Origin of the sequence: Geopsychrobacter electrodiphilus DSM 16401, from assembly GCF_000384395.1 — a bacterium.
GTDB lineage: Bacteria > Desulfobacterota > Desulfuromonadia > Desulfuromonadales > Geopsychrobacteraceae > Geopsychrobacter > Geopsychrobacter electrodiphilus.
On record NZ_ARWE01000001.1, the window covers coordinates 3,193,651 to 3,217,445 of the forward strand.

Below are 23,795 nucleotides of genomic sequence, written 5' to 3' on the forward strand. Positions count from 1 at the left end.
CATCCATAAAAAAGGAGCAGTCGATGATCCCAAACATTAAAAACATTCTCTACACTACCGGCCTGGGGAGTGGAACACCTTACGTTTTCCGCTATGCCTTAAGTCTGGCTCAGAAATATGATGCCAAGATCCATATTATTCATGGGCATGAACAGATGCCCAGCGCTGCCCAGAACATGGCAGACCTCTATGTCGCCAAGGAAAAGCTGGCCGAAATTTTTGAACAGTCGTTGCTCGATGCGGAGAAAAAGATTATTGATCGGCTTAAACTCCTCTGCGCCAAGGAGACCTCCAGCGACCCTCAGGGGCTTGAACGGGTCGCCAGCGTTACGATCGCAAAACTCCCGCCGAAACAGGCTATCCTGGAAGAGGCTGAAAAGCGAAATATCGACCTGATTGTCATGGGCTCACACCGTCATTCGGTCCTTGCCGATGCCATGCTGGGGACCACCACGCTCAAGGTTCTGCATCGTTCCACCATCCCGGTGATGGTCGTACGTATTCCTGAGAACTACCAGGAAGAAGGCTTTTAATCCGCTCAACACAGGGAATCCACCAACGCCAAACGGCCGTCACCCACTGAGTGACGACCGTTTGGCGTTGAACTATCGCGTTTCGTAAAGCTAGTTACCCGTTCTTCGTATGATCACCAACAACATCATTTGGTATCGGCTTTTCCACTCCCTGAAGAAGTAAAAACCGAACCGAGGTGAACCGTATGAAAATCTGGGTAGGCACTGGCACCATGTTCTGAGAAATCGAGTCCGGCTAATTCCTCTTCTGCGCTGACACGCATACCGATCACCAGATCGATCAATTTAAAAACGACCAAGCCCCCGATAAAGGCCCAGGCAAAACAGGCACCAATCCCAATCAACTGCACCCCAACCACCTTGAGCGAGAAACCACCGTGATCAAACAGGCCAGCAGCCAGAGTCCCCCAGGCACCGCAGACGCCATGCACCGAAATCGCACCGACTGGATCATCAATTTTAATCTTGTCAAAGAAGAGAACCGAAAAAAGCACCAGAACACCGGCAATCAATCCAATAATAACCGCCGATATCGGCGTCACATTGGCGCAACCCGCGGTAATACCAACCAGACCGGCCAATGCGCCGTTGCAAGTCATCCCGATATCACTTTTACCATATTTAAACCAGGTCGCGAGCATGGCCGAGAAAGCACCGGCAGCACCGGCCAGTGTGGTCGTCACCGCGATTAAAGCTATTGAACTGTCCCCGGTGGTGGTGGAACCTGGATTAAAGCCATACCAACCGAACCAGAGAAGAAAGACACCCAGCGCCGCAATCGGGATATTGTGCCCAGGGAGCGGACGAACCTTGCCATCTTTGCCAAATTTACCCAGACGCGGCCCGACTACAATCGCCCCCGCCAGAGCCAACCAACCGCCGACCGAATGAACGACCGTCGAACCGGCGAAATCAATGAAACCGAGCCCTTCCAACCAACCACTTCCATGGTAGAGCGATCCCCAGGCCCATCCACCGAAAATCGGGTAGATCAGCGCTGAGACAAGAACCGAATAGACCAGATAAGCACTGAACTTGGTCCGCTCTGCAACCGCGCCCGAAATGATGGTCGCCGCCGTCGCGGCAAAAACGACCTGGAACATCCAGAAGGCATAATTCCACGGGGCATCATTACCGACCGCGCCGCTGAGGAAGAAGTCGGTTGTACCGAACAGGCCATTGGTCTTCCCGAACATCAGGCCAAAACCGACGGCCCAGAAGGCAATGGAACCGACAGCAAAATCCATCATGTTTTTCATCATGATGTTGCAGGCGTTCTTGGCCCGCGTGAAACCGGCCTCAACCATGGCAAATCCGGCTTGCATGATAAAAACCAAAAAGGCGGCAATCAGGGTCCAGACAAAGTTAAGGTTGGTCTGAACCTCTGCTGCCGTTATCGGTGCATCTCCAGCAAAGCCGAGTAGCGGCAGTGCCAGCAACCCCAGTGTCAGCAACAAAATACGCTTATTCATGATTTTCTCCTTAGTACCTGTTAGTTGATAATTTCACAAAGAATCGACACCGGTCTCGCCGGTACGGATACGAATTGCCTGCTCAATCATGCTGACAAAAATCTTGCCGTCTCCGATGCGGCCGGTGCAGGCTTCTTTCTGCACCGCGGCGACAACCTCAGCGACCTGGTCCGCCGGGATCACCAGCTCAATCCTGACCTTGGGGATAAAATCGATCTGGTATTCGGCGCCACGATAGAGCTCGGTGTGCCCCTTCTGCCGGCCGAATCCGCGAACCTCACTCACCGTCATCCCGTTAATGCCCAGATCGGTCAGGACCGATTTAACATCATCCAGTTTGAACGGCTTGATAATGCACTCAACTTTCCGCATGATTTTTCTCCTTCATAGAGATTTTCGAACCAAAAAAAGGCGCTCTACCCCTCGGACTGAGGGATAGAGCGCCTTTGCTCAATGTCGATATAAAGCGAAACATCATTGTTCCGCAAAAGTGTATACCTATTGGTACTTCGTTTTAGCGAACGTCAATCAACTAAGCAGTGACCATGCCAATTCGCTAACCCTCTGATATTGTGCCATTCAATCCGATGCCTTGAATATCTGTGCACAATAAAGAGGCAGATTTTAAACAGCCTGAACGCTGGCTGAGCATACAGGCCTAACCATAAGCCAAACTCAACCACTTGACAGAAGTCAAACGATCGTTTTAAATGTGCGTTTAATATTCCAAGGAAAACACATGACCCCATTCGATACCAAAACACGACTCCTCGACGCTGCGGAGAGCCTTTTTTCAAATCACGGCTTCGCCGGCACCTCAATGCGCACAATCACCACGATGGCTAACGCTAATCTGGCGGCGGCAAATTATCATTTTGGTCACAAAGAAGATCTGCTGCGAGCAGTTCTTGAGCGCCGCCTGCTGCCGCTCAACCAGATCCGCAACCAACGGATTGACAAGGTTATAGCAGATGCGGCAGCGGCCAACAGACGTCCCGGAGCAGAGGATCTGTTGCGCGCATTTATTGAACCAACCATGGCACTCCGTCACAGCGAGAGCGGTTCAACCGAATTTGTGCTGATGATTGGCCGGTCACTGACTGCCGCCGACCCGGCGGTCCGTGACCGATTTCTCGAGCTAACGCGCCCTCTGATCAAAAAACTCCATCAGGCGCTATGTCTCGCACTGCCGCAACTGCCCGCCGAGCTCCTCTTTACCCGACTCTTTTTCACCATGGGAGCGATGGGACATTGTCTCTGTTTTGCCGGAATAACCCATCTTTTTGGAATCGACACCGGGTGTGATCACCCAAATGAAGACAGACTGGCCCAAAACCTGATCAGCTTTGTCACGTCCGGCCTGGAGGCACCATGCTGAAATTTCAATCAGCAGCAATTATGCTGTTCTGCCTGCTGGGAGCCTGCGCCCCCCACGCGCGTCAGAGCGCGTCCCCGCTGGAGATGCCGAATAAATTCGATTCATCCTCCCTGATCGTACCGGTGACGACCGGACGCTGGTGGCTGGCCTTCAATGACCCGAACCTCAACCGCCTGGAGGAAAAACTCTTCGCCGCCAACCTGAATCTGGCACAGGGGCATGCCCGCCTCCGCCAGGCAGAGGCGTTCATGCAACAAGCGCGCGCCCTTCGCTATCCGAACCTGGCCCTTGAAGGACAAGCTGGCCGTAGCAGCCAGCCGGGAATCACTGGAGATATGCAGGGAGAGAGTTACCAACTCTCTGTCTCAGCCGGTTTTGAACTCGATCTGTTCAACAAGCTCGCCTCGCGGAGTCAGGCAGCAGAGCTCAACTACCAGGCCTCGCAATACGACCTGCAGAGCCTCTACATGAGCCTTTCTGCGCAACTGGCCGACCTCTACTACCTGGCGATAGAACAACGCGCCCAGCTAGCCCTGACCGATGCAACCATCTCCAGCCTCAGAGATAACCTGCGACGGGTCGGGGACCGCTATCGTCTGGGTTTGACTGCGGCCATCGATCTGTACCAGGCCCGCCAGAATCTGGCCACCGCCAGGGCCGGGCGACTCAGTTATGAGCAGGGACTGAAAGTGACGGAGAATGCCCTCGCCGTCCTGCTGAGTGAATACCCTGAGAGCCATGCCTTTTTGCAGCAGGCTCATCTCCCGGTTGCCCCCCCGCAGCTCCCGGCCGGGATACCGGCAGACCTGCTGAAGAATCGTCCCGACATCAAGGCCGCTTTTTTACGGGTTGCGGCACGTGATGCCGAAATCGCCGCTGCGATTGCAGAGCGCTTCCCCAGCTTCAACCTGGTCGGCAACTATGGGCTGTCACAGACCAACCTCACCGGAAGCCTGATCAGCGGAGATTTCTGGAGTCTGTTGGTAAAATTCTCTCAGCCACTCATCGATGCCGGCCGAAGAAAAGCCGAGGTCGAACGCACCAGAGCGGTTTTTTCTGAAACAGTCGCAGCCTATCAGGCGACCGTTCTGCGGAGCTTCCAGGACGTCGAAGATGCCTTGAGCGGCAACCGGACCAGCGCCGGGCGCATAGAACGTCTGAACGAACAGGTTGCGGCGACCGATGCGGCACAGAGGCTGGCCCTGGATCGTTATCTGAACGGGTTGACCGACTATCTGCCTGTCCTCGCCGCACAAATTTTCAAGTACAACAGCCAGAGCCAGCTGCTGGCGGCAAAACGCCAGATCTTATCCCAACGGATCTCCCTGGCCCGTGCCATCGGCGGGAACTGGATGGCCGAACAGTTAAAATCCGACCATAAACAGCTTGCCGACCAAGGGACGGGCCAATGAGCGAAAACACCCCAAAACGTAATCACCTCAAGTGGATTCTGCCAATCCTGATCCTGATTTTGGCCCTTCTCGCGACTCGCGCCCTGCTTAAATCACGCAGAGCCCCGGAAAAACTGGTCCAGACCGATCGCGGCTTGCTGGTTAAAACCATGCCGGTCGTGCTGGGACCCCAACAGGCCAGAGTCATCGCCACCGGCACGGTCAAGGCTCAATATGAAATCACCCTCTCAGCCGAGATCAACGGGCGGCTGACCTGGGTCTCACAACGCTTTGTCGAAGGAGGGTTCTTCGGCAAGGGGGACAAGATCCTCGAAATCGATTCGCGAGATTATCAACTGGCGCTGCAACGGGCTGAAGCCGAGCTGGCGCAAGCCAAAGCAGCACTTTTGACCGAAGAGGAACAGGCCGGTATTGCCAGACGTGAATGGGCGAGGCTGGATCTTGCCGACAAGGGGGAGCCAGGCGCCCTGGTCCTGCGTCAACCGCAACTGCTGAGCGCCAAGGCCGCCTTCGCAGCAGCCGAAGCGGGGATTCAGCAGGCACAGCTCAATCTGCAGCGCACCCAGATTCGTGCACCATTCAACGGGCGTCTCCGCAGCAAAACAGTCGATCGGGGTGAATACATACGCAGCGGGAACCCGCTGGCGGTGCTGGCCAGTTCGAATCGGGCCGAGATTATCGTGCCGCTACCGGTTTCCGATCTCCAGTGGCTCACCATTCCGGCCGCCGGGAGCAAACAACAAGGCTCCTCCTGTACCATTTCGCTCACAATAGATGGCCAACGCCACCAATGGCAGGGGAACATTCTCCGCTCCTTCGGGGAAGTTGATCAAACCACCCGCATGGCCAAGATCGCCATCGGGGTCGACGATCCTTATCGAATAAAGCATCAACACGCCAAGGAGAAGCTGCCGCTGGAGAATGGGCTGTTTGTCGAGGTGGCCATCGCTGGCACAGAATTGGGGCAACTGGCCAGTATCCCGCGCAACGCTCTGCGCGAAGGCGACCTGGTCTGGCTGGCCGACGCAAAAAACCAGCTTGAAATCCGCCCTGTCCATGTTTATCGGCGGCAACAGGAAACCCTCCTTATCGATCGAGGGCTCACTGGCAATGAACGCCTGATTTTAACCAGTATTTCGGGTGCGGCCACGGGAATGAAACTGCGCCTGGCAAACGGGGAGAAATCACAATGAAAGGGGCCGTGCGCTGGATGGCCAGAAACCATGTGGCGGCCAACCTGTTAATGCTGATACTGATTCTTGGCGGAATCATTAAGGCGCCGCATATCAAACAGGAAGTCTTCCCCGAGGTATCTCTCGACCGCATTCTGGTGAGTGTCGCCTACCCAGGTGCCGGGCCGGAAGAAGTTGAAGAAGGAATTTTGCTCAAGATCGAAGAGGGCTTGACCGGAGTCGACGGCATCAAGCAGCTCAAGTCGACTGCAACGGAAGGCTCCGGAAGCGTGGTTGCAGAACTCTACGCCGATCAAAACCCGGATCAGGTACTGCAGGACATCAAAAGCGAAGTCGACCGCATCACCACATTCCCCGAAAACGCCGAAAAACCGGTCATCAGCAAACTGCTCACTCGGCGCGAGGTCATTTCAGTGGTCGTTTCGGGTACCATCGGCGAACGTGCCCTGCGCCAACAGGCCGAAAACCTGCGCGACGAACTACTCGAACTTCCCGGCATCACCCAGGTTGATCTGGGCGGCGTGCGGCCATTTGAGATTTCAGTCGAAATCCCTGAAGATCACCTGCGCCAGTATCATCTGACCCTGGAGCAGGTGGCGGCACGCATCCGCAGCGCTTCCCTCGATCTGCCCGGCGGGTCGGTCAAGACCAAAGGCGGAGAAATTCTGCTGCGCACCAAGGAGCGCCGTTATTTCGGCCCTGAATATGCCGACATCGTGATCCTCAGCAAACCCGACGGCACCCAGGTGAGGTTGGGAGATATCGCCCATGTCGTTGATGGCTTTGCCGACACCGAGGAGTATGCCCGATTTGACGGTCAGCCCGCGGCTATGGTCAAGGTCTACCGGGTCGGCGAACAAAAGCCGACCGAAATTTCACAACTGGTGAAAAATTATATTCAGCAGAAACAACGGCAGCTCCCCGCCAGCGTCAAACTGGCCACCTGGAATGACACCTCTGAAGTTTTTCAGAGTCGCATGTCGCTGTTACAAAAAAATGCCTTATATGGGTTGACCCTGGTGTTCATTATTCTGGGCCTGTTCCTCGAAATCCGTCTGGCTCTATGGGTCATGCTGGGGATCCCGATCTCCTTTTTCGGCACCTTGTTTCTCATGCCGTTTCTCGGCGTGTCGATCAACATGATTTCACTCTTCGCCTTTATTCTCGCCCTGGGGATTCTGGTCGACGATGCCATCGTCGTCGGTGAAAATATCTACGAACACCGACAATCGGGCAAAGACTTTGTGACCGCCGCTATTGACGGAGTTCTCGAAGTGGCGCTGCCGGTGGTTTTTTCCGTGTTAACCACGGTCGCCGCCTTTTTGCCTCTGGTCTATGTCGCAGGCATGATGGGTAAATTCATCAAGGTCATCCCGATCATTGTAATTACCCTGCTGCTGGTGTCGCTGGTTGAATCACTCTTTGTGCTCCCCTCACATTTGTCCATGGGGAAAAGGCGCGCCGAGAGCCGCGGGCTGCTGGGCACCATCGATCGCATTCGGCGCAGCTTCGGCAACGCCCTCGACCGTTTTGTCGGCGGACCCTATCGGCGCACCCTTGAACTGGCCATCAATTATCGCTACGCGGCACTCGCTATCGGCCTTGCCATGCTGCTGCTGACCATTGGCGTCGTCAAAGGCGGGGTCGTCAAATTCATTTTCATGCCGGAAGTCGACGGGGATCAAATTATCGCCTCGGTGCAAATGACCCGCGGCATGCCGATTGCCGAAACCGCCAAAGTCGAGCAGCGACTCGTCGAAACCGCACAGCAGACCGTAGCTGAATACGACAGCAAGCGCCCGGCGGGTGACAGCATCCTGCGCAATATCTACTCAGTAGTCGGCGGCACCATCGCTGGCGGCGGACCGGCTGGAGGTTTGACCAGCAGCGGCACCCACCTCGCCAATGTCGCCCTGTTTCTGACCAAAAGTGAACTACGGGGCATCCCCGCCAGCGAAATTTCGGCCCGCTGGCGTGAAAAAATGGGCGAAATGCCAGGGGTCGAATCGTTGTCCTTTGCCTCGAACATGGTGCGTATGGGGGCTAACATCGACATACGCCTGGCCCACGAACGTTTTGACGTTCTGGAGAAGGCATCGAACCGCCTGCGAGAGACTCTGGCCGCGTATCCCGGGGTTGGGGATATTGAAGATACCTATGCTCGAGGCAAACGTGAGATCAAGTTGCAGCTCAAACCTGCAGCACGCACCCTGGGGATCACCGAAACAGATCTCGGACGGCAGATTCGGTCAGCCTTCTATGGGGCCGAGGCGTTGCGACTGCAGCGCGGTCGCAACGAGCTTAAAGTCATGGTGCGCTACCCCGAAGAAAATCGCCGGGCGCTCTCTGATCTCGAGAACCTGCGGATCCATACCTCGTCGGGAGAGGAAGTCCCCTTGAGCGTCGCAGCCACAATCACCCAGGGCTTTGGTTTTTCCGAAATCAATCGCAGCGACCGCAAACGCGTCATCAACGTCACCGCCAGCGTAAACAGTCGCCTGAACAACGCGCAGGATATTTTAAGCGAATTGAAAGCCAAAACTCTTCCCCAGATGCAGGCCGACTATCCGGGCTTAAGCTTCGACATGGAGGGGGAAGAAAAAGAGCGCGCTGATTCGATGAACAGCATGTTCAGCGGTTTTCAGCTGGCGCTGGTGATGATTTTTGCCCTACTGGCGATCCCCTTCCGCAGCTACAGCCAACCGCTCCTGATCATGGCTGCCATCCCCTTTGGTCTGGTGGGCGCGGTGCTGGGGCATATTATAATGGGGTTCTCCTTGAGTCTTTTGAGCATGTTCGGACTGGTGGCGCTGTCGGGGGTGGTGGTCAACGACTCGTTGCTCCTGATCGACCGCGCCAACCAGAACCGGCGTCATGGTCAGGAACTGCATCCCAGCCTGATAGAGGCGGGGACCCGGCGCTTCCGCCCAATCCTGCTGACCTCTCTGACCACCTTCGGCGGGCTGATGCCGATAATTTTTGAAACCAGTGTCCAGGCGCAGTTTCTGATACCGATGGCGATCAGCCTTGGCTTCGGCATCCTCTTCGCGACAGGGATCACCCTTGTGCTGATCCCCTGTCTATACATGATTCTTGAGGATATCCGCCGCGCCATTGGCCTGCGTGATCATCATGCAGAATACGATCTGTAGCCCGGAAATGAAGATCAAACCAGCTTGAGAGTGATAGCCCAGACGCAGCCAGCTGAGCAGAAAGAGAGTACCGTCAATCGAATAAGCGCAGAACTCGAAGAATCTGATATGATCAAACAGATTCGTGTTCACTCGCGACCCAACATACCCGGAGCTCTGAAATTAACCATGCTGGAGAACCACTCCCGTCCCCCGCTGACGAAAAGCCTTTTTCTGTGTATCGAGGATCATCCCCTCAGCGAATTACTCAAGGCCCTAATGCGGGAATGGGGATACCATCAAACCGAAAACCCTGAAGAGCAGTCATTGCTCGTGATCAGTGAAGGCCTGCCGCAACCCTCAGGGTTTCAGCAGGTGCTGACCTTCCATACGTCTCCTTCTCGCAACCGGCAGCGCCTCCAGATCCCACTGACGATCGAGAATTTGTATCTGGCCCTGGAAAGTTATTTTCACCGTGAACCAAGAAAACACCTCCGCATAAATATCGACTGGCCGATTCGGGTCACGGTCCGCGATCAACAGTTCCTGACGCATGCAGTCACCGTTGCAGATTGCGGGATCCGTTTTATATCACCAATCGATCTGGACCGGCGGGAAGAGATGCAGATCCTCATTGAACGCGAAGATGAAACATACAATCTTCACGCCGAGGTGGTCTATTCAATTGTCGGAAAGGAGATCGGGCGGGGGGACAAGATTGAAGTAGCGGTGGTATGCACCCCCCAATCGAAAGAGGTTCGTGACAGTCTTCGCAGCCGGATTATCGACAATTATCTCGCGCGCGTGAGACCTGTACTCGGCAGCAACCTGTTTGCCGAAGCCCTGCGCCAGCTCAATTCAACCAGCATGTCACAGACCGTCACGACTGCTCGACCTGTCCTTTAAAGACAGGGAATGCAGGGAACGCAGCCACTTAACAGCAGGAACATCCCCAGCCCCAGGAAATATTTATAATTCACCACTTACTACTCCTTGTTGAGAAATTTTTTGAACAACCCCTTCGAGGGCTCTTGTTGCCCGCGCCGCAAATTAATCAGCCTGAGTTCACGCAGGGCTTCTGTCGATTTTGGATTGGCCTGAACCGCCATTTCAAATGACTTTTCAGACTGTCGCTCTTTCCCCAAGGCCTGATACACATAGCCGAGAAAGAGATGAGTCTCTTCAAGTCCCGGATTCAGTTCCCGCGAGGAGAGCAGAATTTCGAGCGTCTTGTTCTGAATTCCGTCATTTTCTGGGGCGGACTTAAACAGAGCCCAGGCGTAACTGGTCAGATACTCTGGTTCTTCAGGGCTCAATTCGATTGAAATCTTCAATTTAGCCGCAGCCGCCTTGAACTGACGGACCTTCAACAGACCCCGCCCCTGCTGAAAGGCCGTCTCGGCTTCTATCACCTGGTTGACATCGATCCTGCCTTTTGGCCCGTGTTCAAGCTCGTCCCGATAGCTGCTGCGCAGCGTTGGATTACTCAGCACACTGTACGCCTGAGTCACATGGCCGAAGATCTCATTGACCTTGTTCTCCATGTCATTTGACAATCCCCGCCCGAGAAAGCGGTCAGGATGGTAGAGCTTCGCCAGTTTATAATAGGCGCGTCGCACCATGCCGCTGTCACACTGATGTTCAACACCGAGAGCGGTAAAGTAATCGGAGGACATGATCCGCTTGTAATCTTCGAGTATCTCCTTACGCAGTTCACCATCGACAGGTCTCTCGGCCTTCCGCTGGGCACGCGCCTCATCGTCCAGTCTGCTGGCCGTCGTCCGCAGTGTCACCATGCCCGAAATGACCAACGCAACCATCACCTGCTGCACCTCACGCCGCGACAACGGGTGCCGTTCAAGAATTTTCTCCAGGCTCAGATCTCCCAGACACTCGGCAAAAACTTCTTCGCCACGGCGGGAAAGACCCATCTCCTGATACAGATAGAGTGGATTTTCAGCCTGTTTCACGTAGTCGATCAGATGAGGCCGTAAATAATTTTCGATCTGGTCCCGGTTCCAGTATTTACTCACCCCCTCGAGAATCAGGCCAGCCGGAGAGAGTTCAATGCTGGTTATATTCTTGCGGAAATCCGCCTGTGGTAAAAAACGGAACTGGCCTTCAGTCCAGGCAAAAACATTCAGTAGTTTTTCTGTGACCTGTTTTTTGAGCGCAGCGTGTAAATCCTCAGGCGTGAGCAGACCCATCTCGATCAACTCGGTCCCCTGTAACCGCCCCGAAGACTTGCTCCGCTCGACCGACTGGTCGCAATCGACCTGGGTGATAACATCGTCTTTGACCAGCATGCGACCCAGACATTCTCCCAGAATATTGGAGCGGGCAAAGACCGGGTAACCGTTCTTAATATAGATGACCTTCTTGGCGGCCTTATTCTGCAGATGCAGCAGTCCGGTTAACTTCTGCTGATACAGTTGATGCAGCAACCGCGGAAACTGCTGCTGTGCGAGTTTTCCTGAGATGACACCGGAATCCACGACCGGAGGGGTTTCATCCGTAACGTCCTCAGCCTCGGTCGGTTCCGGCTGCGCCTCGACCGGGGCCGCGGGTGCCTCCCCGACATCATCGCTCTTGCCGATCAGGGACTCGACTACTTCGAACAGATCAGCCACACTGAAAGGTTTGAGTAAAAAAGCACTCGCCCCGTACTCACGCATGGCGTCAGCCATCTGCTGTTCAGTCTGGAACATGGCGGTCATCATCACCACCGGAATTGTCCTGGTCTGCTCATGCTTGCGCAGCGCGGAGCAGATCGTCTGCCCCGAAATCTCGGGCATGTTTAAATCGAGAAAGACCAGATCAAATTTTCCAGCCAGCAGCTGCTGAAGACCGGGCGCACCCCGCTCGGCAAGGGCAACTTCGTAGCCTTTAACAAACAGGGACTTTTGCAGAAATGAGCGGATCCCCCGATCGTCATCTATGACCATCACGCTTTTTTTCATTAACACCTGCTTTCTATATCAATTATCTGCCGTCACCGGGCAAAGAGTCCGTTCAAAAATTGTGCGAATATTCTCGGTAAGCCGGTGATAGTCCCCTAGCAACTGTTCCTCCGGCAGACTGAGCCCCTTTTCATAGCCAAGACTGCGTGCAATCCGATTGAGCCCTGCACCGCTGGCACTTAACTCATTCATCGACTGATCATAGAACAGACGTAACTTATTTTCCAGCCGCCTGAGCCCCTTGTACCCCTTAAGCAGGGCCTTGCCATCTTTTTTATCCAGCAGTTTCAGTTTGACCAGCGCCTTCAGCAGTACCAGGGTATTCTGTGAGTGTAACTGCCGATGTGTTCGTCCATGTTTCAATTGCAGATACTGGGTAATAAATTCTACATCGACCATGCCGCCACGGCCGGTCTTGATATTAATCCGCTCGCTATCTTCCCTGGCAATCTCCAGCTCCATCCGTTGTCGCAGGCGACAGATCTCCGGCGCAAGATCTTCGGGCAATTCACGCTCGAAGGTCAACTCTTCAATCAACGCCTGCGCCCGGTTCAGAAATTCATCCGGCCCGCAGATCATGCGCGCGCGGGTCATCGATTGCCGCTCCCAGGGTTGTGCCGTTTCGCGATGATAACGCTCAAAGGCATCAAGGCCGGTCACCAACGAGCCCTGATTTCCCGAAGGGCGCAGCTGGGTATCGATCTTGTAGACGATCCCCTCGCGTGTCACCAGGGTCAGAATGCTGATAATCCGTTGTGCCAGCCGACCGAAATATTCCTGGCTGTTCAACTGGCGGAACCGTTCCGGATCAGTACCAGCGACCGGACGGGTCGTGCCGGCCCCTTCATGCAGAAAGATGATATCAAGGTCTGAGTGGTAATTGAGCTCATACCCCCCCAGTTTCCCCATGGCGACAACGCCAAAGGCGACTTCACGCTGTGGTTCGGCCTCAAGAAAAGGCAGACCAAAGCGGGGAATCAATTCTTTACGCGCCATCAGGATGGCCCGCTCGAGGCAGACCTCCGCCAAGAGAGAAAGTTGATGCGTCCCCTCGCTCTGTCCAAGCTCGCCATGCAGATCGTTCAGGGCGATGCGTAAAAATTCTTCATTCCGAAAGCGCCGTAGAATTTCGAGCTGATCTTCGTAGCTGTCCGTAGCATTGATCTGCAAGGTCAACTCTTCGACCATTTGCGCCTGGGGTTTAACGCTCACCGCACCGGCACGCGAAACCATGGTATCCAGCAGTTCAGGACGCTGAATGAAAATGCGCGACAACATCTGACTTGAACCGAAAAGCGAAACCAGAAGCTTAACAATCTCAGGATTTTCAGCCAGCAAGGCAAAGAATGAGGCCCGACTATGTAACCGATCCAAAAAAGCTTCGAGATTACTTAACGCCTGATCCGGATTAGGCGAATCGAGTAAAGCCGACAGCAGCAGGGGGGCCAGCTGTTCCAGATAACGCCGTCCCCGTTCCGTCAGTCGGCGCTCGGGCTGATCGCCATGCAGGGTGCGCAAACTTTGATAGGCGACATCCGGATTGGAAAAGCCCCGTTCTTCCAGAAGATCCTTAACCTGATCAGGGTCGGACTCATGGTCAAAGATAAAACTGACCTCGGGCCTCAACACATCAGGCGTCTCAACCGCATGGAAGAGGTCGCGATAGATGCGACAGACCTCATCACGCTCCGCCTTAAGTGCGGCTTCAAATCCCTTGTACTCGGTAAACCCGCTGCGGCGTGCGAGTGCCAGGAGCTCAGCTTCGCGGATCGGCAACGAATGGGTCTGACGTTCCTGCACGATCTGAATCCGGTGCTCAACGGTGCGTAAAAAACGATAGGCCCGCTGCAACCTTGCCACCTCCGCAGGACTCACCAGCCCCTGCTCCCCCAGCAGCGTTAACGCCTTGAGCGAATTCCGCTCACGCAACAGGCGATTTTTACCACCATTCACCAGCTGCTGCGCTTGAATGAAGAATTCGATCTCACGAATGCCGCCGCGCCCGAGCTTGAGGTTGAGCTCCCCTTCACTGGTGCGGTTTAAACTGGCGTCGATCTTCTGCTTCATCAGCATGATATCCTCGATCATGCCGAAATCAAGATAGCGCCGGTAGACAAAGGGCTCCAGCCGTGCCAGCAACTCTTCACCCAGTTCGATACTGCCAGCCACCGGGCGCGCCTTGATCATCGCCGCACGCTCCCAGCTCTGGCCCCAGGACTCATAGTAGGTTTCGGCCGCATTAAGCGAGATCGCCAGGTCGCCGCTGTTGCCATCGGGCCGCAGCCGGGTGTCGACCCGAAAGACGAAGCCGTCGGCCGTAGGTTGATTGAGGGCGCGGGTGATCATCTCCGATAACTTCAAATAATACCGCCGCAGCTCGACCTGTTCCCCACGACTGCCGCCGCTGGTCTGGCCGCACATGGTCGAGTAGCAGTAGATCAGATCAATATCTGAAGAAAAATTGAGCTCATAACCACCCAGCTTCCCCATACCGAGGATCGTGAACTCTGTCATTTCACCATCCTCATCCAGGGGCTCCCCATACTCCTGCTGCAATTGGTACGAACAGTATTCGTAGGCAATCTGGAGCGCGGCGGCGGCTAACCCGGAGAGTTCGGCGGTAACCTCTTCAAGCGTCGCCAGGCCACAGAGATCACGTCCACCGATACGCAGGAACTGATGCGCCTTGTAATAACGCAACCGTTGATCGGCCTCTTCGGCAGGCGTTTCGATCGGGATCAGACGCCTGAGATCGGCGATCATCTGCGCTTCAGTGCAGGCTTGATCAATCTCGGCCTGGATAAAGAGTTGGGCAAAAAAGCGCTTGCCGCGACACATCAGCGTGCCCAGAAAAGGCGAGCCCCCCAACATGATCAACAACTGAAGACGCCGCTCCCTGTCGCTGAGGACCTGCAGCAGCTGGACATGATCGACAACCGCCAGGAGGCGTTCCAGATAATTGAGGGTCAGATCCGGGTCTGCAACCGCCAGTGAATCCTCGACGATCCGGCAGAGGAGTTCCGGCTGCGGCCAGACCTCGAAGAGCAGTTCGAGATTGATCACGCTCCGCTGCGGCTCATCAAAGCCGAGCGGCTCCAGCTGAATCGCCAGTTCTGCCGAGGATGAGCCATCAAATAAGGAGCTCAATCTGTCGAATTGCTCTTGTGCCACAGGATTTCCTGATTGTTAGTTGTCAGCGTCTGGAATTCAGCGAGTAAACAGATTTGCCAACCCCTGCCGATAGTCCCCTTCAACCACCCCGGCCTCGGTGATAATGGCGCTGACCAGCCGCGCCGGGGTCACATCAAAGGAGGGGTTACGTACCGGGACCCCTTCGGGAGCGATACGGATACCGCCGACATGGGTCACTTCCCGCGCATCACGCTCTTCGATCGGGATCAGTGAACCATCACTCAGAGACAGATCGAGGGTCGACAAGGGTGCGGCGACATAGAAGGGAATCTTGTGCTCCTTTGCCAACACCGCCACGGTGTAGGTGCCGATCTTGTTGGCGACATCGCCGTTGGCCGCAATCCGATCGGCACCGACGATGACACAGTCGATCTCACCCTTGCTCATCAGGTAACCGGCCATATTGTCGCAGATCAGAGTCACCGGAATATTATCCCGCTGCAACTCCCAGGCGGTCAGGCGCGCGCCCTGCAAGAAGGGTCGGGTCTCATCGGCGATGACTGAAATTGTCTTCCCCGCTTCCACTGCAGCGCGCAACACTCCGAGTGCGGTCCCATAGCCGCCGGTCGCCAGGGCACCGGCGTTACAGTGGGTCAACACCCGGGCACCGTCCGGGATCAGGCGCGCCCCATTCTTCCCCAGCTTGCGATTGAGACGATCATCCTCTTCAGCGATGGCGAAGGCCTCATACTCAAGACCGATCTTCAACTCCTGAATGCTGCGATCGAGATTGGCCTGGGCGAAACTTTTCATCCGCTCCAGGGCCCAGCAGAGATTAATCGCCGTCGGGCGGGTCGCCGCCAGATGCGCACAGATCGCCTCAAACTGCTGCATAAACTCGGCGCTCGTTTTGGCTTCGATATCGCGCGCGCCGAACCAGGCCCCGATCGCCGCCGCCACACCGATCGCCGGGGCGCCACGTACCACCATGCTGCGGATCGCTTCAGCGACCTCCTGGTACTGATCATACTCAAGCCAGAGCTCTTCAATCGGCAGCTTGCGTTGATCAAGCATGCGGCATTTACCGGCGGAATAGATGATCGGGCGGATACTCTTGGTGTCTATTGGGCAAGCCATCATTTACTCTCTTTTTATCGGGTTATCAGTTTAGCTCTACAGTTAAGTGCCTGAGGGTTACATCCGTTGCCAGCGAAAAGTTAAGTGACAATATTGAACGCAGGTGATGGCTGTAACCCTCAGACGATACGGATAATGAAGCTTTAGTTATTCGGCAAGTTTCTGTTGCAGCAGCTGATTGACCACGCCGGGGTTTGCCTTGCCGCGACTCTTCTGCATCACCTGACCGACGAAGAAACCGATCAGCTTGTCTTTCCCAGCACGATATTCGACGACCGAATCGGGGTTGGCGGCCAGCACCTCGTCGATCAAGGCTTCGATCGCACCTGTATCGGTGACCTGTTTGAGCCCCTGCTTTTCAATGATGCTGTCGGCGCTGTCGCCCGAGGTCCACATCGCCTCAAAGACCTGCTTGGCGATCTTGTTCGAGATGGTGTTGTCGTGAATCCGTCCCAGCAGTCCGGCCAGCAGCTCGGGAGAAACGGGGCATTCGGCCACCGTCGCCCCCTTCTCCTTGAGGGCGCGCATGACCTCGCCCATCACCCAGTTGGAGCAGATCTTGGGCTGATTGTGCAACGCAACCAGCGCCTCAAAATATTCGGCCACCCCCCGTTCAGCGACCAGCACTCCGGCGTCATACAACGGCAACTCGAACTGTTCAAGGTAACGCTGACGTTTGACCTCGGGCAGCTCAGGCAGCTCGCCCCGCACCCGCTCAACCCAGGCGCTGTCAACGACCAGCGGGACCAGATCGGGATCGGGGAAGTAGCGATAGTCGTGCGCCTCTTCCTTGCCGCGCATCGAACGCGAGACCCCACTGTCGGCATCGAACAGGCGAGTCTCCTGTACCACTTTGCCGCCATCGTCGAGGAGGTCGGCCTGACGCTCGACCTCGTACTCGATCGCCTGCTTGATAAAGCGGAAGGAGTTGATGTTCTTCAGTTCGGCGCGGGTCCCGAGTTCGACCTGCCCCTTGGGACGCAGCGAGACATTGGCGTCACAGCGGAAGGAGCCCTCTTCGAGGTTGCCGTCGCAGATTCCCAGATAGACCACGATCTGATGCAGCTGCTTGAGATACTCGATCGCTTCATCGGCGCTGCGCATATCCGGCTCGGAGACCACCTCGAGCAGCGGGGTACAGGCGCGATTCAGGTCGACCCGGCTGCCGCTGTTGCCGCCATGCAGCAGTTTACCCGCATCCTCTTCCATATGAATGCGGGTGATGCCGATGCGTTTCTTGTCACCCGACTCCTGGTCGATATCGAGCCAGCCGTGCTCACAGATCGGCAGTTCGAACTGCGAGATCTGATAGCCTTTCGGCAGATCGGGATAGAAATAATTTTTACGCGCGAAGATCGAACGCGGCGCGATCTGGCAGTTGGTCGCGAGACCGGCACGTATGGCGTACTCGACCACCTGCTGGTTCAACACCGGCAGGGCGCCGGGCAGACCGAGACAGACCGGACAGGTTTGGGAATTGGGCTGCTGGCCGAACTCGGTGGAACAGCCGCAGAAGATCTTGGTTTTGGTCGTCAACTGGACATGAACCTCGAGTCCGATAACCACCTCATAACGTGCGTGCATGAAGAACTCCCTGCTTAAACTCTTTAAACGCGCGGTGCGCGCTGTTTATGCCAATCGGTCGCTGACTCAAAGGCCTGCGCCGCCTGCAGCAGCGTCGCCTCGTCAAAGGGCTTGCCGATCAACTGCAGACCGACCGGCAAGGCGCCATCCATCCCGCATGGCAGACTTAAGGCACAGGTGCCGGCCAGATTGACCGGGATGGTGAAAATATCCGACAGATACATCTGCAACGGATCGTCGGTCTTCTCGCCGATCTTGAACGCGGCAGTCGGTGACACCGGGGTCAAAAGCAGATCGACCTGGTCGAAGGCCTTGAGGAAATCCTCGCGGATCAGGGTTCTGACCTTCTGCGCCTTGAGATAATAGGCATCGTAATAACCGGAGGAGAGCGCGTAGGTGCCGAGCATGATGCGGCGCTTAACCTCATCACCAAACCCTAAGGCGCGAGTCGCCTCATACATACCGGTCAAGCCAGCCTCACCCTGCTCCCGCTTGCCGAAGCGCACCCCGTCGTAACGCGCCAGGTTGCTCGAAGCCTCGGCTGTGGCGATCAGATAGTAGCAGGCGACCGCATAATCAGTGTGCGGCAGACTCACCTCGATGATCTCGGCCCCCAGACTGCGATAAACCTCAATCGCGGCTTCGACCGCCTGCTTGACTGCCGGATCGAGCCCCTCGATAAAATATTCACGCGGCAGACCAATCTTCAGCCCTTTAACCCCCTGATTGAGGCTGGCCAGATAATCAGGCACCGGGCAGTCAACGCTGGTCGAATCCGCCGCATCGTAGCCGGCAATGGTGCCCAGCATCAACGCCGCATCCTCGACGCAGCTGGCGAGCGGGCCGACCTGATCGAGGCTCGAGGCGTAGGCGATCACTCCATAACGCGACACCCGCCCGTAGGTCGGCTTGATCCCGACCACACCACAAAAAGAGGCAGGCTGACGGATCGACCCCCCGGTGTCGGTCCCGAGGGTCGCAAACGCCTGGCCGTCGGCCAGAGCCGCCGCGCTGCCGCCCGAGGAGCCACCGGGCACCCGTTCAACATTCCAGGGGTTACAGACCGGCCCGCTGGCGCTGTTTTCGTTGGAGCTGCCCATGGCGAACTCATCCATATTGAGCTTGCCGAGCAGAATCGCGCCCTGCGCCTTCAATCTGGCAAAGGCGGTGGCGTCATACGGCGCCACATAGTTTTCCAGAATGCGTGATCCGCAACTGGTGCGGACACCTTCGGTATTAAAGATATCCTTGACCGCGATTGGAATCCCGGTCAGCGGACCACCCTCACCGGCGGCCAGTTTGAGGTCGGCCTCGGCGGCGGCGGTCAGAGCCTCAGCGGCACACACCGTCACAAAGGCGTTAATCTGCTCATTGCGTGCCGCAATCCGATCAAGGCAGGCACGCGTCAGCTCAACCGCGCTGGTCTGGCCGTCACGCAGCGCCTGCTGCAACTGACGTATATTCATTTGCGAAAAAGACATGAAAACTCCCGATATTCAATCTGCTGGACAGCTCTTTCAGAGCCTGGTCGCCAGCGACTCTATTCGATGACCTTCGGCACCACAAAACAACTCTCTTCACTCTGCGGGGCGTTCTGCAGGGCACGCTCAAGACCGATCGAGGCCTTGACCTCATCGGCACGAAAGGCGTTCTCCATCGGCACCGCATGCGCGGTCGGCACGATCCCGGTCGTATCCAGCTCGTTGAGCTTTTCGACGTACCCGAGCAGTTGGTCCAGCTGCCCGGTAATGGTGTCGATCTCCGCCGGAGCCAGTGCCAGACGCGACAATCGCGCGACATGCTCAACCTCTTGACGCGTAATTTTCATAATAACTCCTGATGACAGGGTTTGATGCCAGCATCTGGCGGCATCAAACCCTGAAGAGTAGCATGACAACCCCAAAATAACCAAGGGAGTTCGGCGACTTAGGCCTGCAGCCACCATTGATGAAGCTGCTCGGCGGCACCCTCGATGGCGATACTGCTTTCCGATTCCGGGTGCGACAGGATATGCGGTTTGCCGCTGTCCCCGGCGACCACGATCCGCGGATCAAGAGGGACCAACGCCAAAAAGGGGATCGCGTATTTCTCGGCCAGCTTGCTGCCGCCGCCACTCTTGAAGATATCAGAACGCTTATCACAGTGGGGACAGATAAAACCGCTCATGTTCTCAATCATGCCGATAATCGGCAGCTTCATCTGCTGACAGAAGCTGATCGATTTCTCGACATCCACCAGCGCCACATCCTGCGGTGTGGTCACAATGACGGCGGCGGCACTCTTGCCGAGCATCTGCACCGCACTCAGCGGCTCATCTCCGGTCCCCGGAGGACAGTCGATCACCAGATAGTCGAGGTCGCCCCAGACGACGTCAGAGATCAGTTGCTGAATCGCGCCATTTTTCATCGGGCCGCGGATAATCATGGCGTCACTGGTCTTCTCCAGCAGAAATCCGATCGACATCAGCTTAATGCCGGCAAACTCAAGCGGAATAATCCCATCTTCACTCCCCTGGGGATGCACGCCTTCGAGGCCGAGCATTTTTGGCAGGCTCGGACCGTGAAGATCGATATCGAGCAGACCGACCCGATGCCCCTGCTGCGAAAGTGCAATCGCCAGGTTCACGGCGGTGGTGCTCTTGCCGACCCCGCCCTTGCCCGACATCACCAGAATACGTTTTTTGATACTGCAGATCCGACTCTCCAGCGCCTGACGTTGTTGAAACTGCGCGCTGTTCTCCTTGGGCCCCTGATTGTGGCTGGCGCAGGAACTGTCGCTACAACTGTTACAATCACTCATCAATCCCGTCCTCTTCTCTTGTTAAAAAAATGTGCTCATGCCTGATTTAAGGCCGTTCATCCTCCAGAGTGCGGATAATCTCCGCGATCTCTTCAGGGGAGAAATCTTCCTCCTTCAACGACTTGCGATACTGATCCAGCAACCGCTTCTGCTTAACATGGTCCTGATTTTGACGATAGAGAGCCATCAAACGCTTGATCAAAGATTCCCGGATCGGGTCAATACGTAAACCACTCAGCAGAAGAGCTTCGAGATCAATCCCCCGGCAGAGAGGATCACTCAGACCGGACATAAGTTCGATCTGCTCAAAGCGCAGCTCTTCAAAGGCTTGCTGTTTGTCCAGACATTCTTCGGGCACATCGAAACCCTCCATCAGACTACCCCGCCAGAGGCGCTCAGCAGCCATGAGTTTATGACAGGCCTGCCAGGCGTTGCCGCGCCGCGAGAGGTTTCGCGCCTGTTCAACGTGCTCCTTGTATTTCAAAGCGTCTACATCCAGATGACGCAAAAACAATATTCCTCTCTCGACCACCAGATAGCAGCGTGCAGACCCGCTGCCCCAGGTGTCATCAAGAAATTTGCGCATCCGCAACATGGTACTGTCAAAGTTCTGTCGGGCCCTGCTGGGTGAACTTTCCGGCCAGATTTTACCACTGAGTGTGTCGATGGACATCTGGTGCCCCGGCGCAAAAATCAGCAGCCCGAGGAGATGACGCCCGGTGGCACCGAGACTGCTGCCTTCAAGCCATTGACGGCTGGCGACCCGCATGAGAAAGGGACCAAGCAGAAAGATGCGGAGATGCGGGACCTGCGACCCGTCATCATGGATATCTCGTCCGAGATATTCCGCCGAGAGACGCTGTGCTATCTCGGGGAGGACATCATTCTCGACTGCCAGGGGCAGAATATCAAACAGTTCCGGGGTTAAAAAGAACCCGCAGTTCTGATGCCGGGACCCCAACAGCGCCAAAAACTCACGTAGCTGCTCAAGCGCCCTGGCCGTGTCGGCCTGACGCTGATAGAACCGGGCAAAGACGACGTGGATGCCGGGTCGAACCAGCAGATCGCCACTCCGACGTGAGAGCTCGAGGGCTCTCTGCAACAACTCTTGAGCCTCGGGGAGTTCATCGAGCTCCAGCAGGGTTTCGGCACAAACCAGCAGATTGGTCAGGATATGCACCCCGCCGCCGGCCTCTTCGCGCAACCTGCGTGAGGTCTTCAGATCCAGGCGCGCCTCTTCTTTGCGCCCTGCCCTGGCATGCAACAAAGCCCGAAACTGCAAAAACCAGCTGTGCAAGTGAGGATTCTGGGTGGCCACCCCTTCGACCCAACCGATGCGGATCATTTCGGCGGCCGCAATCGCATCCCCTTCAAACAGCATGGCTTCGACATCCAAAAGATACAGCACAGCCCCCAGGATCCCTTGTTGCAGCGACTTGCGACTGAAACGTTCCGTCAGTTGGCGGCGCTGTTCTCGATAGCCGCCTACGTCACCGGTGTGCAACAGCAGATTGGCCGCCATAAGGTAGAAGAACACCGAACCATTGGCACCGTCTGCGCATAATTGCCAGGCATTCTCCACTTCCGAGAAGGCCACAACGCAGCTCCCCTGCAACAGTGCCAGATAGCCACATGCAATCCGGCCATCCAGCTCAAGATCTGGCTGGCCGCTGCGCTGGGCCACCTGCAGACAGGAACGCGCGTAGATCTCACCCTTGGCCAAATCTCCGGAAAAAAAACATTTCCCGAGGGACAAGGCATAGAGGACCATCGACTGATTGACCGGATCAAGATCCTGCTGTTCCGCCAGCAACTCTTCCAGCCGCGGCAAAATTTCCTTCCCGTAGGCAAAACGGCCATCAAGAAACAGATACTGACGGACTTGCTGGGACAAGGCCAGTAATTCTCCCCGCCGATCACCGGCCGCAACAAAACGGGCACGCGCCAGTTCGAACCAGTTATCAATCTCCCCGGGCGCATTGCCAAATTTACAGCTCCCCACAAACAGCGAAAACCAGCCCAGCCTGGCGGCCAATGCTTCCGGCACCAGCTCCAGCAGTTCAGCAACGTTCTGCGGAGCGGTCAAGGGCAACAACAGCCCGGTCTGACTCAGGAGAAGTTCAACCTCCTGATACAGCTGACCCAGAAGCAGATGCCGGAGTGCGCCCCATAAATCGGCTTTTTCCTGGTACCAGCCAGCCGCCGTATGATGAACCTCGAGGTGTTCATTTTCATTCAACAGGACTTTCGCCTGCGCCCGCAGATAGCCCTGCAGCTGTTCATCGAAGCGGTAGCCCCCGGCGACGGTTTCGACATGGTAGTTATGCCGCCAGAGATAATCGAGAATTTCCTCGACCTCGCCAAGGGGGGTCAGACGCCGCGCCAGTTCAAGGGGGATGGATTCGAGCAGCGCCAATTTCAGCAGCGCCGATTGCCAGCCATGCGGCAGCTCCGGCAGCAGCCAGCTGGCAAACTGATCGGGAGTCGGTTCTTGCGCGCCATCAAGCCTCGTGGCCAGGTTCTCGAGCAGCTCAGGCTCAAGAGTCGCGCTGCTTCCGACATCGACCAGACCGGTCAGCCAGCGAAGCGCCGCGACGTTGCTTTTGAGGGTCTGTCGCAATTGCTGGTTCTGACTGGACAAACAGACATGTTCACGCTGCAGGCGCAGCATCACGCGGATCCTCGCCAGCATTTCGATATTGCTGACCGGTTGCGAAATGAAATCCTGCGCACCAGCATCGAGTCCCTCGGCCCGACTTTGGGGTGTGGCGATATGAGCGGTCAGAAGCACGACCGGGATATGAGCGGTTTGGTGGTCGGATTTAAGCCGGCGACACATCTCGAACCCGCTGATCCCGGGCATCTGGACATCGACAAAGGCCCCGTCAATCCGCTCCACTGCGAGCAGTGAAAAAGCCTCTTCGCCGTTCGCAGCCTTGAAGCAGCGCACCTCGGGCAGATGGTTTTCAACGATACGTGCCATCAATTCAAGGTTGGTCGGATTATCATCGACCACGAGCAGATGGAATGTCGGAGGCTGAGTAGTCATCAGTTCTTTCGTCAC

The 23,795-nt window shown here is 56.1% G+C and carries 16 protein-coding genes; 6 read left to right on the forward strand and 10 right to left on the reverse strand.

The window, feature by feature from the left end; genetic code table 11:
* Positions 1-23: 23 nt before the first annotated feature.
* Positions 24-533 carry a universal stress protein gene (locus D888_RS0115140; protein ID WP_020677415.1) on the forward strand — a complete coding sequence of 170 codons (510 nt, stop codon included), beginning with the start codon at positions 24-26 and terminating at the stop codon, positions 531-533.
* Between the two features lie 125 nt (positions 534-658).
* On the opposite strand, the gene D888_RS0115145 is transcribed toward D888_RS0115140, so the two are convergent.
* Together D888_RS0115145 and D888_RS0115150 are read right to left on the reverse strand one after the other, a co-directional pair.
* The gene (locus D888_RS0115145; protein WP_020677416.1) at positions 659-2,005 is read right to left on the reverse strand and encodes an ammonium transporter; all 1,347 of its coding nucleotides are present in this window, start codon (positions 2,003-2,005) and stop codon (positions 659-661) included.
* Positions 2,006-2,038: 33 nt separating this feature from the next.
* Complete coding sequence (locus D888_RS0115150; RefSeq protein ID WP_020677417.1) at positions 2,039-2,377, reverse strand: P-II family nitrogen regulator; 339 nt, start codon at positions 2,375-2,377, stop codon at positions 2,039-2,041.
* Between the two features lie 367 nt (positions 2,378-2,744).
* Here D888_RS0115150 and D888_RS0115155 point away from each other — a divergent pair, with 367 nt between their 5' ends.
* From D888_RS0115155 to D888_RS0115175, 5 genes are all read left to right on the forward strand, one after another.
* Positions 2,745-3,383, forward strand: a complete 639-nt coding sequence (locus D888_RS0115155) for a TetR/AcrR family transcriptional regulator (protein WP_020677418.1) — start codon at positions 2,745-2,747, stop codon at positions 3,381-3,383.
* Positions 3,377-4,795 (forward strand): efflux transporter outer membrane subunit, encoded by a 1,419-nt coding sequence (locus tag D888_RS0115160; RefSeq protein WP_020677419.1) that lies wholly within the window; start codon positions 3,377-3,379, stop codon positions 4,793-4,795. Before D888_RS0115155 ends, D888_RS0115160 begins: the two co-directional genes overlap by 7 nt.
* Entirely contained in the window at positions 4,792-5,988 is a 1,197-nt protein-coding gene (locus tag D888_RS21920; RefSeq protein WP_020677420.1) for an efflux RND transporter periplasmic adaptor subunit, read from the forward strand. Before D888_RS0115160 ends, D888_RS21920 begins: the two co-directional genes overlap by 4 nt.
* 17 nt (positions 5,989-6,005) lie before the next feature.
* Positions 6,006-9,140, forward strand: coding sequence for an efflux RND transporter permease subunit (locus D888_RS0115170; RefSeq protein ID WP_245555018.1), 3,135 nt, complete (start codon positions 6,006-6,008; stop codon positions 9,138-9,140).
* 108 nt (positions 9,141-9,248) lie between these two features.
* The gene (locus D888_RS0115175) at positions 9,249-10,025 is read left to right on the forward strand and encodes a hypothetical protein (RefSeq protein ID WP_020677422.1); all 777 of its coding nucleotides are present in this window, start codon (positions 9,249-9,251) and stop codon (positions 10,023-10,025) included.
* Positions 10,026-10,105: 80 nt separating this feature from the next.
* On the opposite strand, the gene D888_RS0115185 is transcribed toward D888_RS0115175, so the two are convergent.
* From D888_RS0115185 to D888_RS0115220, 8 genes are all read right to left on the reverse strand, one after another.
* On the reverse strand, positions 10,106-12,079 hold the full coding sequence (locus D888_RS0115185; protein ID WP_020677423.1) for a response regulator: 1,974 nt from the start codon (positions 12,077-12,079) through the stop codon (positions 10,106-10,108).
* 18 nt (positions 12,080-12,097) lie between these two features.
* Positions 12,098-15,250: a bifunctional [glutamate--ammonia ligase]-adenylyl-L-tyrosine phosphorylase/[glutamate--ammonia-ligase] adenylyltransferase gene (glnE, locus tag D888_RS0115190; RefSeq protein ID WP_020677424.1), complete on the reverse strand. Its 3,153-nt coding sequence runs from the start codon at positions 15,248-15,250 to the stop codon at positions 12,098-12,100.
* A 36-nt stretch (positions 15,251-15,286) separates the two neighbouring features.
* A complete protein-coding gene (gene mtnA / locus D888_RS0115195; protein WP_020677425.1) occupies positions 15,287-16,351 on the reverse strand; it encodes an S-methyl-5-thioribose-1-phosphate isomerase in 1,065 nt (354 codons plus the stop codon).
* A 144-nt stretch (positions 16,352-16,495) separates the two neighbouring features.
* Positions 16,496-17,932, reverse strand: a complete 1,437-nt coding sequence (gene gatB, locus D888_RS0115200; protein WP_020677426.1) for an Asp-tRNA(Asn)/Glu-tRNA(Gln) amidotransferase subunit GatB — start codon at positions 17,930-17,932, stop codon at positions 16,496-16,498.
* Between the two features lie 23 nt (positions 17,933-17,955).
* Complete coding sequence (gene gatA, locus D888_RS0115205; RefSeq protein WP_020677427.1) at positions 17,956-19,413, reverse strand: Asp-tRNA(Asn)/Glu-tRNA(Gln) amidotransferase subunit GatA; 1,458 nt, start codon at positions 19,411-19,413, stop codon at positions 17,956-17,958.
* A 59-nt stretch (positions 19,414-19,472) separates the two neighbouring features.
* Complete coding sequence (gatC, locus tag D888_RS0115210) at positions 19,473-19,760, reverse strand: Asp-tRNA(Asn)/Glu-tRNA(Gln) amidotransferase subunit GatC (RefSeq protein ID WP_020677428.1); 288 nt, start codon at positions 19,758-19,760, stop codon at positions 19,473-19,475.
* 98 nt (positions 19,761-19,858) lie between these two features.
* On the reverse strand, positions 19,859-20,731 hold the full coding sequence (locus D888_RS0115215) for an Mrp/NBP35 family ATP-binding protein (RefSeq protein ID WP_020677429.1): 873 nt from the start codon (positions 20,729-20,731) through the stop codon (positions 19,859-19,861).
* Between the two features lie 46 nt (positions 20,732-20,777).
* On the reverse strand, positions 20,778-23,795 hold the full coding sequence (locus D888_RS0115220; protein ID WP_156827027.1) for a response regulator: 3,018 nt from the start codon (positions 23,793-23,795) through the stop codon (positions 20,778-20,780).